Below are 13,453 nucleotides of genomic sequence, written 5' to 3'. Positions count from 1 at the left end.
TGAGGCCCCAGGCCGGCCGATGAGTTTGGGATGATGCGCCGGTCTACCCACCGACACCACCTGACACGAAGGGATCACCCCGATGGCAAAGGTCATCTCTACGCTGTTCATCTCCGCCGACGGTGTGGCGGAGATCGACCCCGATTGGCACTTCCCGTACTTCGACGACAACATGGGTCGCGCCGTCGGCGAAGACTATGACACCTCCGACGTGCTGCTCATCGGGCGCGAAACCTATGACAGCTTCGCCGGAGCATGGCCGGACCGCGAGACCGCGGGTGGCGAGGACGCACCGCTCGCCAAGCAACTCGGAGACGTGCGCAAGGTGGTCGTCTCGCGCCAGCCGCTGGAGTTCTCCTGGCGCAACTCCGAGCTGATGAAGGGCGACCTCATCGGTGCCGTCACCGCGCTCAAGGCCGATGCCGCCAGCAAAGGCATCCTCATCCCCGGGTCGATCTCCGTGGTGCAGCAACTGCTCGCCGCGGGGCTGGTCGATGAGCTGCGCCTCCTGGTGCATCCGGTCGCGGCACGCAAGGGCCGCAAGCTGTTCGACGAGGGGGACACGGCGTACCACCTGAAGGTGACGGCGACGGAGGCGTTTCCGACGGGCGTCATCCGCGTGATCTACGCGCCGACCGTGGCACCCACCAAGGTCGGCTACGACGAGGTCAAGGACCAGGTGCCCGCCGGCAGTTAGTCCGCCTTCGCGGAGCCCGATCGCCGTGCACCGCCAGCGCGCTCCTTCTCCATCTGTTGAGCACGCTCGTCGCCTGGCCGGGATCGGGCTCGCGAGGGAAACTCCGGTCAGAGTGTCGCCGGCGGGATGCTCTGCTCGTACTGGAAGACGTTGTGGGGGTCGTACTTCGCCTTGACCTTGCGCAGGCGGTTGAAGTTGTCCGCCGCGAGCAGGAGCAGCCAGTGGGCGGCGCGTCCCTCGCTGTACCTGCGGGAGGAGTACCGGCGGATCACCCCGGAGAGGCCCTTGGGTGGGCACGAGGTGCCGAAGACCGGGGTGAGGAACTTGCGGTCCGGGGGCAAACCGTGACCCGGCGCCGGCGCGGCGCGGTGCGTCCCTCCCTCGGTCCTGCCAGCGGCGGTACCCCGGCAACCGGCGCGGGAACCGGACCGGCCAACCTGGCCACGACGGCGGGCTGCGCCCTCGTGGTCAGCCGCGACAACCGGGGGTACGTGACACCGCGTCACGCCCCGCCGAGATCGGTGCAGTGTGCGATCGTCGCGTCGTCCGCCGCCACCGCGTCGTGCGCCTCCGCCTGCCGGACGCGGCGGATGATCTCGGCCGGTCCGCTCGACGCCAGGCCGGCCAGGACGTCTGGCCAGTCGGCGAGATGGAACCGGTCCACGATGCGGCTGGCTCCGTTGCTGAGCAGGACGGCGCCGGTCAGCTCGGAGACCGGACAGCTGCCGGTGATCGCCTCGTCTGCCGCCCGCGGGTCGTCCTTGGCCACCCAGAAGCCGCCCGGCTGGTTCCGGTTGGCGCGCAGGTCCCGGAGGATCCGGTGGTACTCGTCGCTGCCCTCGGCGACGGCCTCGAGCGCGGACTGGTACGACCGACTGATGATCACCTCTCGGGGATCGGAGACGACGAGGGGCGCAGCATCCGCCCGGTCGAGCACGACGACCGAGTCACCGAGCACCAGGTGCTCGATGAGGCCGTCGGACAGGCGCAGGATCGCCACGGTCGCCGACGGACTGATGGGGTCGGCGACGTCGCAGGTGTCCCGGTGGGCGTTCGTCACCTGCTCGATGGCCTCGGCGAGCAGCGCCGGAAGGCTGCGGTCCGGCACGAGTGACAGGAGGCTGAGGAGGCTGCCTCCCAGGCGGCTCGCGTACCAGGCCACGCCGTGCCGGCAGATCGACTCGGCGCCGGGAATGCCGGCGCCGTCGATCAGCACCGCCGCCGTCGGTACGGCCCCGGTGAAGTCCTCGTTCGCGCGGCCGGGCCGAGCCGCGGCACTCGTCATCGTCACCCGCATGGCCTGCCGCCGCCCTTCCGCCGCGCAGACGGGTCTGACCCCGCATCAGCGAGGCTACCGACCATCAACATGACGGATTTCGGCAGCCATCTGCGACGAGCTGTGGTCGGTCTCCGCTCCCTCGACGAGGATCACCTCGCCGGTGAGGTGCCTCGTCCGCAGGGGTTTGATCTCCTGGTAGGCGCTGGAGTGGTACCAGGAGCGGGCCGTGACCAGGTCGGGAAATTCGATGATCACCACGTCACCCGGCCAGTCGCCTTCCAGTACGTCGATGGTCCCGCCGTGGACGATGAACCGGCCCTCGAACGGGGCGAGGGTGGCCTGGATGCGCTCCAGGTACTCCAGCACGTCGGCGTGGACTGGTGCCTTGCGCAGGTGTGCGAGCGCGTACGCGGTCATGGGTCTTCCTCCGTTGAGGCCGGTCTCCCGGCGCCTGTGCCGGTCGTGTCGAGCAGCGGGCCGCTGGGTGTCCGCGGCCCCGGAGCTCCCTACGCCGCTGGGAGCCGGTCCAGGAAACCGAGCACCTGGGTCAGCCGTCCGCTGCCGTCGATCACTGCGACGTCGAAGCCGGCGATCGGCGCCTCGACGTTCTCCGGCCCGAGTTCCCAGGTGAAGCGGGCCTGGTTGTGGTGGCCGTCGACCGGCCCGGCCAACCGGAACGTCATGCCGGGAAACTGGCTCTGCGCGGCGGCGATCGTCGCGTCGATCGCGTCCCGGCCCTCGGCGACGGCCAGCGGGTCGACGTAGCGGCCCTCGGGGGCCCACAGGTCGTCGATGTCGCGGCGCCGCCTCGCCGGATCGGTCTCGTTCCAGATCGCGATGTACCGCTCGGCCAGCAGGTCGAATGTGGTTGCCATGGATCTCTCCTCGATCGCCAGAATGGTCGCCTCTGGAGCAGATGATTTCCGGCGCCGTGGCAGGCTGTCGATTACGTCGCAGGTAATGGCCGCCGCGCCGACGCGGTCATTAGGGTCGGTGGCGTGACGACCATGACCAGGCCGGGACGACCGGTGGGGGAGCTGCTGCGCGACTGGCGCCGAACTCGCGGGATGAGTCAGCTCGACCTGTCGATCGAGGCGGGGGTGTCGGCCCGGCATCTGAGCTTCGTCGAGACCGGGCGATCCCGGCCGAGCCCGGAACTGATCCTGCGGCTGGCGGAGCAGCTTGAGATGCCGCTGGCTGAGCGCAACACGATGCTGCTGGCCGGCGGCTACGCGCCCGCCTACCCCAGTCACGAGCTGAGCGATCCGGAACTGGCGCCGGTACGTGCCGCCGTACGGCAGATCCTCGACGGACACGGCCCGTACCCCGCGCTACTCGTCGACCGGCACTGGCATCTCGTCGAGGCCAACCCTGCCGTCGCCCTGTTCACCGCCGGTGCGCAGCCGTACCTCCGCACACCACCGATCAACGTGCTGCGGCTCAGCCTGCACCCCGACGGCATGGCACCGCGAATCCTGAACCTGCCGGAGTGGCGCGCCCACCTGCTCAACCGGCTGCGCCAGCAGGCTGCGGCGGCCAACGACCCGGTTCTGCACGAACTGCACGAGGAACTGCGCGGCTATCCCGGCGGCAACGCCCACGCGGCACCGATCGACGACGCCGTTTCGCGCGTCGTCGTTCCGCTCCGGTACCGCCACAACGACCAGGCGCTGTCCTTCGTCAGCACCACGACCCTCTTCGGCACGCCGCTGGATGTCACTGTCTCCGGGTTGGCCATCGAGGCCTTCTTCCCCGCCGACCCGGCGACCACCGAAACGCTGCACACCCTCGCCACGCCCTGAGCCGGCAGGGCGGATGGCAGCAGTTCACCAGCAGATCCGCGGCACTGCGGCGGATGCGCAGGGCCAGCGCCGACGCCGACGCGTGCAGCGACCGGGTGACCGGCCGGGACACGCGACGACGTCGACGAACTGCCCTACGTCGGCGTCATCGACCTCGACGAGCGCAGCACCGATGAGGTCGCCGTCGGCGACTGGTCACGTGCCCGGCCGGTAGCGTCGCTCGACATGGCCCTTGAGGTCCTCGGGGTAGAAGTAGACGGGCCGGAGGTTGCCGCTCGCGTAGCGTTCGGCCTGGTCGTTGAAGTGCGGCGAGTCCGGGTGGCCGCTCGCGCCCCCCGCCGTTACGGCCCAGGCCCGCAGCCTCGGCCCGAACTCCACGACCGCCACGAAGCTGTTGCCGCTGGTGCCGTAGTAGCGCTTCGTTCCCGGGTAGCGCCTCGCCCCGAACGAGGCGAGCGAGCCCCACTGCGCGGACGTGAAGGGCACCGGGCTGCTCGGTTTGGCGTCGTCGAACGTCTGGACGATCGCGCCGTCGTTGCGCTGGAAGCGGTTGATCTCGCCCCAGGGCACCTGCCAGCTGCCGAAATCCTGCGTCAGCCGATCCGCCGCGGCCTCCAGCGCCGCGAGCCGCTGCGCGTCGGTGGCGCGCTCGGCCAGGTAGTCCCACATCGACATGCCCGCGTCTCGCGCCGCCTGGGCCAGGGGTGCCCAGAGCGCCTCCCCCCAGAACACCGCCAGCGACGTCGCGGTCGACTGCGCGCTCCAGCGGTAGTTCCAGCCCCGCAGCAGGCCGATGGGACCGGTGAGCGTCGCCTTCTGCTGGTTGCCCTCGGGCAGCTTGTCCCACGCCGCGACCAGCCCGGGCACGAGCCGGGCGAAGGCGGTGAGGTAGGTGTCGAAGGCCGCGGCGATGAGCGTCTGCGGGGTGAAGTCGTTCCGGGCGCTGAGCACCCGGATCGCCTGCGGTCCGCGGGGGTTCTCCCCGGCCTGGTCGAAGTAGCGCGGATAGTCGGCGGCGTCGGGGCTGTCCGTGCCGGCCGCGGTCCAGGGCCAGTTGTTCGTGTTGAACGCCCAGCCGTTTCTCGGGTTCACCGCCTGCGGGAGACTCCGGAGACTGTGCAGTCCGCGCCAGTCGGTCTCCGGGTCGCTGCCGTCGACGGGCCTGCGGTAGTCGAAGCGATCGTCGCGCCTCGGCATGAACTGCGGCACCAGGAACGCGATCTCGCCCCTGGAGTCCGCGAAGAGCGTGTTGTTCGAGCTGTTGGCCTTGAGGCCCGCCACCTGGATGAAGTCCGCGTAGTCCCGCGTCTTGGTGCGCAGGAAGCTCTGCTGCAGCGCCTCGACGGGCTTGTTCATCAGCGCGAACGCGATCCACTTGCCGTCCGCTTCTCGCACGATCGGGCCGTGGTGGGTGGCGAAGGTGGTGAAGCTGCGCCGAGCGCGCCCGCCATCGGCCGTGCGATACGACAGTGTGATCGTCTTCGTCAGCACCGGCCGGAGGGCGTCGCCGTAGCGGTAGGAGTGCCGCCCATCCGCGCCGGTCACGATCGTCTCGGCGAACTCGTCGACGTTGTCGACGCCGCTCGACGTGTGCATCCAGCCGGTGTTCGGGTTGAAACCCTGGTAGATGAAGAACTGCCCCCAGGTGGCCGCGCCGTAGGCGTTGAGCCCCTCCCGGCTCGTCACGTGCTGCTCGGAGCGGAAGAAGAAGCTGGTGTGCGGATTGATCAACAGCAACGCGTGGCCGTTGCGCGTGTGGCTCGGCGCGATCGCCATGCCGTTCGAGCCACTGGGCTCGCGGAACAGCAGCCCGCGCTCTTCATCGGTCAACGGCACCGAGCGCCCGCTGTAAAAGGCTTCGAGCTGGGTGAGTGGCACCCGTTCGATGTCGCCACCGATGCTGCCCTCGGAGAAGCTCAGCGGCATCCACGGCTCGAACCGCCTGATCACGCGCGGCTGCACCTCGGGGTGTGTCGCGAGGTAGTAGTTGAGCCCGTCGGCCCAGGCCTGCATCAGCTTGCGCAGCCAGGACGGGCAGTGCGCGTAGTCCCGCTTCAGCGCCGAGGGATCGACGTACAGCCGCTGGCGCAGGTCCTGCCAGATGGCGCTCTCGCCCTCGGCCTCGGCGAGGCGACCGAGGCTCACCAGATAGTTTCTCTCGATCCGGTTGAAGTCGTCCTCGGCCTGGGCGTACATCATCCCGAACACCGCGTCGGCGTCGGTCCTGCCCACCACGTGCGGGATGCCCCAGTCATCCCGGGTGATCGTCACGTGTGCGGCCTGCCTGCGCCAGCGGGCGACGTCGGGCGCGGTCCGCGCGGGTGCGGCGGCGGCAGCGGACGGCAGCCCCGCGGCGACCACCGCGGCACCAGCGGCCAGTCCGGCTGCTCCGCCCAGCATGCGGCGCCGGCTCAGCCCTTCGTTCTGCGGGTGGTTCATGAATTTGGTCCACCTTTCTCGGGGGTGCGGGAGATCGTGCCGGGTTGGCCGACCGGCACGGTGGGGCCCGCGCCCGAGGGACCGCCGGGAGCGGTCGGGACGGGAGGGTTCGGCCGCTCGTGGTTGCGCCACGCCGGCTGCGAGGATCACCGCCGCCGGCGCGGCGACGCCCGCCAGCCGTACCCCGATGTCTCGGTGCGATGGACGGTCCACGGGTTCCGAACACTCGCCGGTCGATCCCTACCGGACAGAGGTGGTCGCGGCGCCGACCATCCGGGTGCTCGGGTGGCTGGACGCGGCTACGAGCATGGCCGCCTCCCGGGTCGCTTGGTGATCAACCTTCTCCAAGATGACTACCACTCGTTCAGCCCGGTGGGCAATAGACATCCGATGATGGCGCAACACGCGACGTGCCCACGACCGTCGAGGTCGGCCGTCGCACAGGCCGTGCTGTCGCCGTCGCCGATCAGCCGACGCGGCGGAAGCGAGCCAGGGCCAGGCCACCGAGAACCACGGCGATCAGCCCCACCGCCAGGGCCACGTAGGCTCCGCCTCGCCCGTTGCCGGTGCCGATGCCACTGTCGGAGGTGGCCACGACCAGACCGCCGAGGGCGATGCCGATCAGCCCCACCACCAGGGCCATCGTGGCTCCGACTCGTCCGTTCCCGATGCCGATACGACTGGTGGGGCGGGCCAGGGCCAGCCCACCGATGATCACGCCGGCCAGCCCCAGCAGGGCGCCCACGGATGCCCCGAGTCGCCCGGTGCTCATGGTGCCGACACCGGCGGCGATCGGCCCAGCCGCGACGTGCGCGGCGGCCGGCGCGGCGAGCCCGAGAGTTCCGATCAGGGCGGCTCCGATCGAGGCAAGGACAAGTCGGACTGACATCAGGGCTCCGGATCGGCTCATGTCTAGCTCCTCTTTCGTGCGTCTGGATACGAGGCTCAGCATGTCGCCGGTGGCGCCGCCGGTCGTCCCACAGCCGGATGCACTTCGCGCTGCCGCCGCTGCCGCACCCGGCTGCCGCAGACGCCGCAGGCGCCGCGAAGATACTGCGTGCGCGGTAGGCGGCCGGTCCTCCGTGAGCAGGAGTCGCCGGCCGGCGGCATCCAGCTAAGGTGCGCGCATGAGCACAGGACCGTCCGGTGTTCGGGCCGGTGTCAGAGACTGGGCGATCGCGGTCTGCGTGGCGGCCGTGCTGCTGGTCGCTGGGCGGTCCGGGAGCCCTGCCGCGGATACCGACCTGCTCGGCTATGCCTTGTTGGCGGCCGGTGGCCTGGCGCTGGCCGCGCGCCGCCGGGCTCCGGTTCCCGTCCTGGCCGTCACCGGGCTCTGCGCGGTGGGCTACCAGGCGGTCGGTATTGAGGTGCCCGCCGTCGCGTTCCTGTTCGCGGTGTACGCCGCCGTGCGGGCGGGCCACCGCGTCAGCACGGTCGTGGCGGCCGTGCTGATGCTGGCCGCTCTCCCGCTCGCGGCCCTCACCCCGCCGCAGGACATGCCCATGGGTGAGGCGCTCGCGCGGGCCCGGGGTGCTCTCGAACTGGCGTGGCTGATCGCCGCCGGTGCCGCGGGGGAAGCGCTGCGGCAGGCCGAGCGGCGGGCGGACGAGGCCGAGCGCACCCGAGAGGAGACCGCGCGGCGGCGCGCGGACGAGGAGCGGCTGCACATCGCGCGGGAGCTGCACGACTCGCTCACCCACCAGATCTCGATCATCAAGGTGCAGGCCGAAGTGGCCGTCCACCTGGCCCGCAAGCGCGGAGAGCAGGTGCCGGAGGCCCTACTGGCGATCCGCGAGGCCGGTCGTGAGGCGAACCGCGAACTGCGCGCGACCCTGGAGACGCTGCGCGACGACGCGACCCCGCCACACGGGCTCGACCACCTCCCGGAACTGGTGGAACGGGCCCGCATGGCGGGCCTGGACGCGACGTTGACCATTGAGGGACAACGGCACGACGTGCCGGCCGCGGTGGACCGGACCGCGTACCGGATCGTTCAGGAGTCGCTGACCAACATCGCCCGTCATGCCGCCGCCGCCACGGCGTCGGTCCGGGTCGACTACCGTCCGGACGCCCTCGCGATACGAGTCGACGACGACGGCAGGGCTACACCGGACGCCGCCCCGATTCCCGGCGTCGGGCTGCTCGGGATGCGCGAACGAGTCACCGCCCTCGGCGGTCGACTGCGCGCCGAACCACGCAACGAGGGCGGCTTCACCGTCCAGGCCGATCTGCCCGTGGCCTGGCCGTCATGATCCGCGTCCTACTGGTCGACGACCAGCCGCTCCTTCGCAGTGGTTTCCGGGCGCTCCTCGACGTCGAGGACGACATCGAGGTGGTGGCCGAGGCCGCCGACGGGAAGGAGGGCCTGGCTCTCGCCAGGGAACACCTGCCCGACATCGCGCTCATCGACATCCAGATGCCGGTCATGGACGGCATCGAGGCGACCCGGCGCATCGCCGCGGACCCGGCGCTGGCCCGGGTGCACGTCGTCATCCTGACCAACTACGGTCTCGACGAACATGTCTTCCACGCCCTGCGCGCCGGGGCCGCCGGATTTCTCGTCAAGGACATCGAGCCAGAGGACTTCCTGCACGCCATGCGCGTCGCCGCGCGCGGCGACGCGCTCCTCGCACCGTCGATCACCCGCAAGTTGATCAATCGGTACGTCACCGAGCCGCTCCACACAGCCGCTGACAGGCGGCTGGAGGGGCTGACCAACCGCGAGCGCGAGAGCGTGGCCCTCGTCGCGCAGGGCCTGTCCAACGACCAGATAGCGGAACGCATGGTGATCAGTCCACTGACCGCCAAGACCCACGTCAACCGGGCCATGGCCAAGCTCCATGCCCGCGACCGCGCCCAACTCGTGGTCCTCGCCTACGAATCGGGGCTGGTGGCACCACGCAACCGGTGACACCTCCGGCCCGAGGAGGCTGGTGCCTGCTCGGGCCGACACGATCCCGAGCTCCGGGCTATGGGCTCCGCCCCCAGCTTGGCGGGTGTAGGCGCCCAAGCGGCGGGTAGGGGGTGGCCATGCTGAAGCGTGCGGTGTGGCAGGGGCTGGTGGCCGGGCTGGCGGGGGCGGCGGTGATGACCGCTACCGGAGCGGTCGCGGATGCCCTCGCCTCCCGCGGCGGCGCCGGCCCCGGCCAGCGGCACGCGGCGTTGCGTCCCGGTCGCCGTTCCGACGTGGGCCCGCTGCCGCGCGCCACCGCCCACGCCGAATCCGGACGGCGGAGGTAGGGGCCCGCGCCGGGGTGCGGTCTCCGGTGGGTGGTCGGTGACCAGGCAGAACCGGCGCGCCGCGGATCCAGGCCGTCACCGGGCGGTGGTCTGTGTCGCCAGCAGATCCAGCACGGCGCGGAGGTCGCCGGTGCGCTCGAGCGTTCGGCGCTGTCGTTGGGCGCCGGTGCCGTCACGGCGTAGCCGGGCCAGTTGGGCCAGAACGTAGCCGAGGTTGCCGTGGCGCAGGAGCGCCGGTGCGACGGTGGCGAAGAGTTCGTCGATGAGTTCCCAGGCGGGGCGGGCTCCGCCGGCGCGCAGGTCGATCAGGGTGCCGTCGAGGCCATCGTGCGCTGCCCGCCAGTGCGCGGCGGAGACGAGGCAGCCTCGGACCCGGGGCGCGGCGACTCCGGCGTTGATGTCCTCGATCACGGTGGCGACCAGCGCGCGGACCAGCCCGGCGACCAGCACCGTGTCGTCGACGGTGGAGCACACGTCGCCGACCCGGATCTCCACCGTCGGGTAGGCGGCGGACGGTCGGGCGTACCAGTAGACCATCGCCTCGTCGAGCATCACGCCGGCGGTGACCAGCGCGGCGACGGTCTGGTCGTAGTCGGCGGTGGAGGCGAAGTGCGGGGTGGGGCCGATGCTGGGCCAGCGTTCGAGTTGCATGGAGCGCCAGCTGGCGTGGCCGGTGTCGGCCCCGTCGTGCAGGGGTGAATTGACGGTGATGGCCTGGACGACTGGCAGCCAGACCCGCAGGTGGTTGCAGACCTGCACGGCCAGTTCCCGGTCGGGGATGCCGATGTGGATGTGGCAGGCGCAGACGGCGGGGTCGTGGGCGACGGGCCCGTAGCGGTCCGACATGGCGTGGTAGCGCGGCCTGTCCGGCACTGACAGGTGTGGTTCCGCGACGGGGGTCGCACCGACCGCCACCAGGCGGGCGCCCGCGTTCGCAGCGGCCCGCGACGCGGCCTCGCGCAGCTCCACCAGCTGGTCCCGGAGCTCGTCGAGGTCCGTGCAGACGGGCGTGACCATCTCGATCATGCTGTGCCGGAACTCCTGACGGCTCTGTTCGCGGGCTTCGCCATGCAGGGCGGTCAGGACCTGGTCGGCCACCGGCAAGTTCACGCCCGTCTCCGGATCCAGGAGCAGGTACTCCTCCTCCACGCCGAGCGTGAGCACGTCCGTGCCCGGTCGCGCGGCGGTGGTGACCGTGGAACGTCGCGCCATCGTTCGTCCGCTCCCGTCGTGGCCAGAGTGAGGTCGCCCCGAGTTCCCGGCCCTCGGGCGGACAAACCCTGCGGGCGGGTTGGTTGTTTGCGCTGACCAGGACGGGAGAAGTGTGACGATCAGAGGCGGAGGGGAGTCTGATGAGGCAGCTGCGGCGGTCGGTGCACGCCTTCGCGGGCAGCGCGCTGGCGGTCGTCGTTGCCGGAGCGGTCGCGGTCCTCACCCATCAGCCGTGGTTGTTTCCCAGTCTCGGGCCGGCGGTGATGCTGCACGTGGAGAAGCCGGACGCGCCCCAGTCGTCGCCCCGCAGCACCTTCATCGGGCACGGGGTGGCCCTGCTGGCCGGGTACGTGTTCCTTGTCGTCTGCGGACTGTCCGACGACCCCTCGGCGCTTCAGGAGGGGGTCGACGGGCTGCGGGTCGTCGCGGCGGCAGGGTCGCTGGCCGTGACCATGCTGGTGCTGGTGCTGCTGAAGGCGTCGCATCCCCCGGCGGGCGCGACGACGCTGATCGTGAGTCTGGGCCTGCTGCGTACCCCGACGCAGTTGCTCATCGCGGCCGGCGCGGTGGTCCTCGTCACCGCCGTGGACTGGTCGTACGGTCGGGTGTCGGGTCGGCCCATGCCGGTGTGGGCGGTGTCCGACATGTCCTCAACGAGAGGAGCGCGTGATGGTTGATCGGATCGCCGATCCGTGGGGTGCGCGAACCCCGTACGGGCCTGGGCAGGAGTGGCCGGTCCGGGTGGACCCGTTCCTCGACAGTGACCGCAACGAGGCGGACGTCGATCGGTGGGTCCAGTCGGCGTCGGTGTTGCACTCCAACGGAGACGCGATGGACATCGCGGTCGCCGGCGGCAGGATCGTCGGGGTGCGTGGCCGCGCCGTCGACCGGGTCAATCGGGGACGGCTCGACCCGAAGGATCTCTGCGGTGACACCGGACGTGGGCAGCCACCAGTTTGGACGCGGTCCGTGTTGTACGGTGCGCGGGGGAGGGCCGGTGCGACGTTCCGGCCGGGTAGGTCGGCGGGTACGAACGGGGTGCCGTCGCGGCGATGAGTCTGCCGGCGCCCACAGGTCTACCTCCCGACCGAGACGATCAACCCATCAGGAGTAGGGCATGGGCCTCATCCACATCGAGCTGTTCGCGACCCTCGACCTCGTCGGGCAGGCGCCCGGCGGCCCCGACGAGGACCCGGTGGGGTTCCCGTTCGGCGGCTGGCAGGCCCCCCTGCTGGACGAGGTCGCCGGGGCGCAGGTGTTCGCCGCGTACGAGGGCACGGACGCCCTTTTGCTCGGCCGACGGACGTATGACATCTTCGCCGCCTACTGGCCGCACCAGGAGGGCGGCGAGGACAACGAGATCGCCACACTCTTCAACCGCGTCCCGAAGTACGTGGCCTCCCGCGGCAGGCCCGACCTCTCCTGGGCTGGGTCCACGCAGCTCGGCCCCGATCTGGCCGGCGCGGTACGCGAGATCCGTGACCGGCACGAACACGTGAAGGTCGTCGGGAGCCTGAACCTGGTGCAGACCCTCCTGCGCGAGAAGCTCTTCGACCGTCTGGACCTCTGGGTGCACCCGATCGTGCTCGGTGTCGGCAAGAAGGTGTTCGACGGTGGCGCGGTGCCCGCGAACCTCACACTCCTCGAACCGCCGGTGGCCAGTCCGAAGGGCACCGTGTACCTGCGCTACGGGCTCGCCGGTGGCATCCCCGGCACGGGGGACATGAGCGCACCCGATCGCGGTGCCGGGCGCGACTGAAGCCGGACGTCAAGCCCCCACATCGGACCACTCTCACGCGCCGCCCCAGCGCCGGGGCGGGTCGAGCTGCTTCTCGAACCAGTGGTGAGCGAAGTGCTCGCTGTTGTACGGCTCGATCTCCCGGTACCCGGACGAGTGGTACATGGCGATCGCCTCGGTGAGGTTCCGGTTCGTGTCCAGCCGTACGCTGGTCCGGCCTCGCTCGGCCGCGTACCGCTCCAGGTCGCTCAGTATCCGCCGGCCCATGCCGAGACCGCGCACGGTGTCCGCCACCCAGACCCGCTTGATCTCGGCAGGTGCGTCGGGGTGCAGTTTGACCGCGCCGCAGCCGACCGGCTCGGAGTTCAGCGTGGCCAGCAGGAACACGCCGGCGGGCGGGACGAGTTCCTCGTCGTGGACAGGCTTGCTCAGTGCCGGGTCGAACCCGTCGTCGAAGCGCCGGGCGACGTCCCGGGCGTAGGCGCGCAGGCAGGCCCGGGCGCGCGGATCGCTGGGCGGGCAGGGCTCGACGACCACCATCGACGCGATGAGCAGCCGCTCGACCTGGGTCATCGCCGCGACGAGCTGCTCGCGTCGTTGCCCCGACAGCGGTTCGAGGATCGACCAGGCGAGCTGGTCGGAGCGCGCGTCGAGGGCGGTCCACTCCGCCAGCCCGGCTTCGGTGAGCGTGGCCACCCGGACCCGCGCGTCACCGCCGACCGGTTCGGCCGGCCCGACCGTGACCAGCCCGTCGCCTTCCAGGGTGCGCAGCAGCCGGCTGAGGTAGCCCGAGTCCAGGCCGAGTCGGGCCCGTAGCGCCGCGACCTCGGCGCCGTCCGGACCGATCTCCCACAGCAGTCGCGCCTGCGCGAGAGGGCGTCCGGAGGCCATGTACTCGTCGTCGAGCGCGCCGACGCGCTGGGTCACGGTCCGGTTGAAGCGCCGCACCGCGGCGACGAGATCGAGCGTCATATAGCTGACTTTAGTCAGGCAACGGAGATTGGGCCAGTCGAACGGGTCCAGACCACCGCCGTCACCCCGACCGA

General features: G+C 70.9%; 16 protein-coding genes. 8 read left to right on the top strand and 8 right to left on the bottom strand.

Annotation, left to right across the window (positions count from 1 at the left end; all coding sequences use genetic code 11):
* The first annotated feature begins 82 nt into the window (after positions 1-82).
* On the top strand, positions 83-697 hold the full coding sequence (locus tag ACWD5O_RS21925) for a dihydrofolate reductase family protein (RefSeq protein WP_354965731.1): 615 nt from the start codon (positions 83-85) through the stop codon (positions 695-697).
* A 107-nt stretch (positions 698-804) separates the two neighbouring features.
* Here the strand turns inward: ACWD5O_RS21925 and ACWD5O_RS21920 are convergent, their stop codons facing one another.
* From ACWD5O_RS21920 to ACWD5O_RS21905, 4 genes are all read right to left on the bottom strand, one after another.
* Positions 805-1,038, bottom strand: coding sequence for a BBE domain-containing protein (locus tag ACWD5O_RS21920; RefSeq protein ID WP_354965730.1), 234 nt, complete (start codon positions 1,036-1,038; stop codon positions 805-807).
* 161 nt (positions 1,039-1,199) lie between these two features.
* Entirely contained in the window at positions 1,200-1,982 is a 783-nt protein-coding gene (locus tag ACWD5O_RS21915) for a hypothetical protein (protein ID WP_354965907.1), read from the bottom strand.
* A 66-nt stretch (positions 1,983-2,048) separates the two neighbouring features.
* On the bottom strand, positions 2,049-2,393 hold the full coding sequence (locus tag ACWD5O_RS21910; RefSeq protein WP_354965729.1) for a DUF1330 domain-containing protein: 345 nt from the start codon (positions 2,391-2,393) through the stop codon (positions 2,049-2,051).
* Between the two features lie 89 nt (positions 2,394-2,482).
* A complete protein-coding gene (locus ACWD5O_RS21905; RefSeq protein ID WP_450086377.1) occupies positions 2,483-2,851 on the bottom strand; it encodes a nuclear transport factor 2 family protein in 369 nt (122 codons plus the stop codon).
* Positions 2,852-2,983: 132 nt separating this feature from the next.
* Between ACWD5O_RS21905 and ACWD5O_RS21900 the strand changes: the two genes are divergently transcribed.
* A complete protein-coding gene (locus ACWD5O_RS21900) occupies positions 2,984-3,778 on the top strand; it encodes a helix-turn-helix domain-containing protein (protein ID WP_450086400.1) in 795 nt (264 codons plus the stop codon).
* A gap of 195 nt (positions 3,779-3,973) precedes the next feature.
* On the opposite strand, the gene ACWD5O_RS21895 is transcribed toward ACWD5O_RS21900, so the two are convergent.
* Positions 3,974-6,217 (bottom strand): penicillin acylase family protein, encoded by a 2,244-nt coding sequence (locus tag ACWD5O_RS21895; protein ID WP_450086376.1) that lies wholly within the window; start codon positions 6,215-6,217, stop codon positions 3,974-3,976.
* 466 nt (positions 6,218-6,683) lie between these two features.
* A complete protein-coding gene (locus ACWD5O_RS21890; RefSeq protein WP_450086375.1) occupies positions 6,684-7,106 on the bottom strand; it encodes a DUF6223 family protein in 423 nt (140 codons plus the stop codon).
* 238 nt (positions 7,107-7,344) lie between these two features.
* Here ACWD5O_RS21890 and ACWD5O_RS21885 point away from each other — a divergent pair, with 238 nt between their 5' ends.
* From ACWD5O_RS21885 to ACWD5O_RS21875, 3 genes are all read left to right on the top strand, one after another.
* The gene (locus ACWD5O_RS21885) at positions 7,345-8,469 is read left to right on the top strand and encodes a sensor histidine kinase (RefSeq protein ID WP_450086374.1); all 1,125 of its coding nucleotides are present in this window, start codon (positions 7,345-7,347) and stop codon (positions 8,467-8,469) included.
* The gene (locus ACWD5O_RS21880) at positions 8,466-9,128 is read left to right on the top strand and encodes a response regulator transcription factor (RefSeq protein WP_354965724.1); all 663 of its coding nucleotides are present in this window, start codon (positions 8,466-8,468) and stop codon (positions 9,126-9,128) included. Before ACWD5O_RS21885 ends, ACWD5O_RS21880 begins: the two co-directional genes overlap by 4 nt.
* 119 nt (positions 9,129-9,247) lie before the next feature.
* Positions 9,248-9,457, top strand: coding sequence for a hypothetical protein (locus ACWD5O_RS21875; RefSeq protein ID WP_450086373.1), 210 nt, complete (start codon positions 9,248-9,250; stop codon positions 9,455-9,457).
* Positions 9,458-9,532: 75 nt separating this feature from the next.
* Here ACWD5O_RS21875 and ACWD5O_RS21870 read toward each other — a convergent pair whose 3' ends face one another.
* On the bottom strand, positions 9,533-10,669 hold the full coding sequence (locus ACWD5O_RS21870; protein WP_450086372.1) for a carboxylate-amine ligase: 1,137 nt from the start codon (positions 10,667-10,669) through the stop codon (positions 9,533-9,535).
* A 140-nt stretch (positions 10,670-10,809) separates the two neighbouring features.
* Between ACWD5O_RS21870 and ACWD5O_RS21865 the strand changes: the two genes are divergently transcribed.
* The 3 genes from ACWD5O_RS21865 to ACWD5O_RS21855 all read left to right on the top strand — a co-directional run bounded on the left by ACWD5O_RS21865 (position 10,810) and on the right by ACWD5O_RS21855 (position 12,428).
* The gene (locus ACWD5O_RS21865; RefSeq protein ID WP_354965721.1) at positions 10,810-11,346 is read left to right on the top strand and encodes an HPP family protein; all 537 of its coding nucleotides are present in this window, start codon (positions 10,810-10,812) and stop codon (positions 11,344-11,346) included.
* Complete coding sequence (locus ACWD5O_RS21860; protein ID WP_450086371.1) at positions 11,339-11,725, top strand: hypothetical protein; 387 nt, start codon at positions 11,339-11,341, stop codon at positions 11,723-11,725. Before ACWD5O_RS21865 ends, ACWD5O_RS21860 begins: the two co-directional genes overlap by 8 nt.
* A 61-nt stretch (positions 11,726-11,786) precedes the next feature.
* The gene (locus ACWD5O_RS21855) at positions 11,787-12,428 is read left to right on the top strand and encodes a dihydrofolate reductase family protein (RefSeq protein WP_450086370.1); all 642 of its coding nucleotides are present in this window, start codon (positions 11,787-11,789) and stop codon (positions 12,426-12,428) included.
* 33 nt (positions 12,429-12,461) lie between these two features.
* On the opposite strand, the gene ACWD5O_RS21850 is transcribed toward ACWD5O_RS21855, so the two are convergent.
* A complete protein-coding gene (locus ACWD5O_RS21850; RefSeq protein ID WP_450086369.1) occupies positions 12,462-13,379 on the bottom strand; it encodes a GNAT family N-acetyltransferase in 918 nt (305 codons plus the stop codon).
* Positions 13,380-13,453 lie beyond the last annotated feature (74 nt).

It is taken from the genome of Micromonospora sp. NPDC005161, from assembly GCF_053599855.1.
The sequence above is the reverse complement of the archived record's forward strand: the minus strand, read 5'-3'. Positions and strand labels throughout refer to the sequence as shown.

What these genes read in the sequence shown, in the direction of transcription:
- ACWD5O_RS21875 (WP_450086373.1), top strand. Translation starts at nt 9,248, where the DNA reads ATGCTGAAGCGTGCGGTGTGGCAGGGGCTGGTGGCCGGGCTGGCGGGG.
- ACWD5O_RS21850 (WP_450086369.1), bottom strand. Translation starts at nt 13,379, where the DNA reads ATGACGCTCGATCTCGTCGCCGCGGTGCGGCGCTTCAACCGGACCGTG.
- ACWD5O_RS21915 (WP_354965907.1), bottom strand. Translation starts at nt 1,982, where the DNA reads ATGACGAGTGCCGCGGCTCGGCCCGGCCGCGCGAACGAGGACTTCACC.
- ACWD5O_RS21905 (WP_450086377.1), bottom strand. Translation starts at nt 2,851, where the DNA reads ATGGCAACCACATTCGACCTGCTGGCCGAGCGGTACATCGCGATCTGG.
- ACWD5O_RS21910 (WP_354965729.1), bottom strand. Translation starts at nt 2,393, where the DNA reads ATGACCGCGTACGCGCTCGCACACCTGCGCAAGGCACCAGTCCACGCC.
- ACWD5O_RS21880 (WP_354965724.1), top strand. Translation starts at nt 8,466, where the DNA reads ATGATCCGCGTCCTACTGGTCGACGACCAGCCGCTCCTTCGCAGTGGT.
- ACWD5O_RS21860 (WP_450086371.1), top strand. Translation starts at nt 11,339, where the DNA reads ATGGTTGATCGGATCGCCGATCCGTGGGGTGCGCGAACCCCGTACGGG.
- ACWD5O_RS21885 (WP_450086374.1), top strand. Translation starts at nt 7,345, where the DNA reads ATGAGCACAGGACCGTCCGGTGTTCGGGCCGGTGTCAGAGACTGGGCG.
- ACWD5O_RS21890 (WP_450086375.1), bottom strand. Translation starts at nt 7,106, where the DNA reads ATGTCAGTCCGACTTGTCCTTGCCTCGATCGGAGCCGCCCTGATCGGA.
- ACWD5O_RS21925 (WP_354965731.1), top strand. Translation starts at nt 83, where the DNA reads ATGGCAAAGGTCATCTCTACGCTGTTCATCTCCGCCGACGGTGTGGCG.
- ACWD5O_RS21895 (WP_450086376.1), bottom strand. Translation starts at nt 6,217, where the DNA reads ATGAACCACCCGCAGAACGAAGGGCTGAGCCGGCGCCGCATGCTGGGC.
- ACWD5O_RS21870 (WP_450086372.1), bottom strand. Translation starts at nt 10,669, where the DNA reads ATGGCGCGACGTTCCACGGTCACCACCGCCGCGCGACCGGGCACGGAC.
- ACWD5O_RS21855 (WP_450086370.1), top strand. Translation starts at nt 11,787, where the DNA reads ATGGGCCTCATCCACATCGAGCTGTTCGCGACCCTCGACCTCGTCGGG.
- ACWD5O_RS21900 (WP_450086400.1), top strand. Translation starts at nt 2,984, where the DNA reads ATGACCAGGCCGGGACGACCGGTGGGGGAGCTGCTGCGCGACTGGCGC.
- ACWD5O_RS21865 (WP_354965721.1), top strand. Translation starts at nt 10,810, where the DNA reads ATGAGGCAGCTGCGGCGGTCGGTGCACGCCTTCGCGGGCAGCGCGCTG.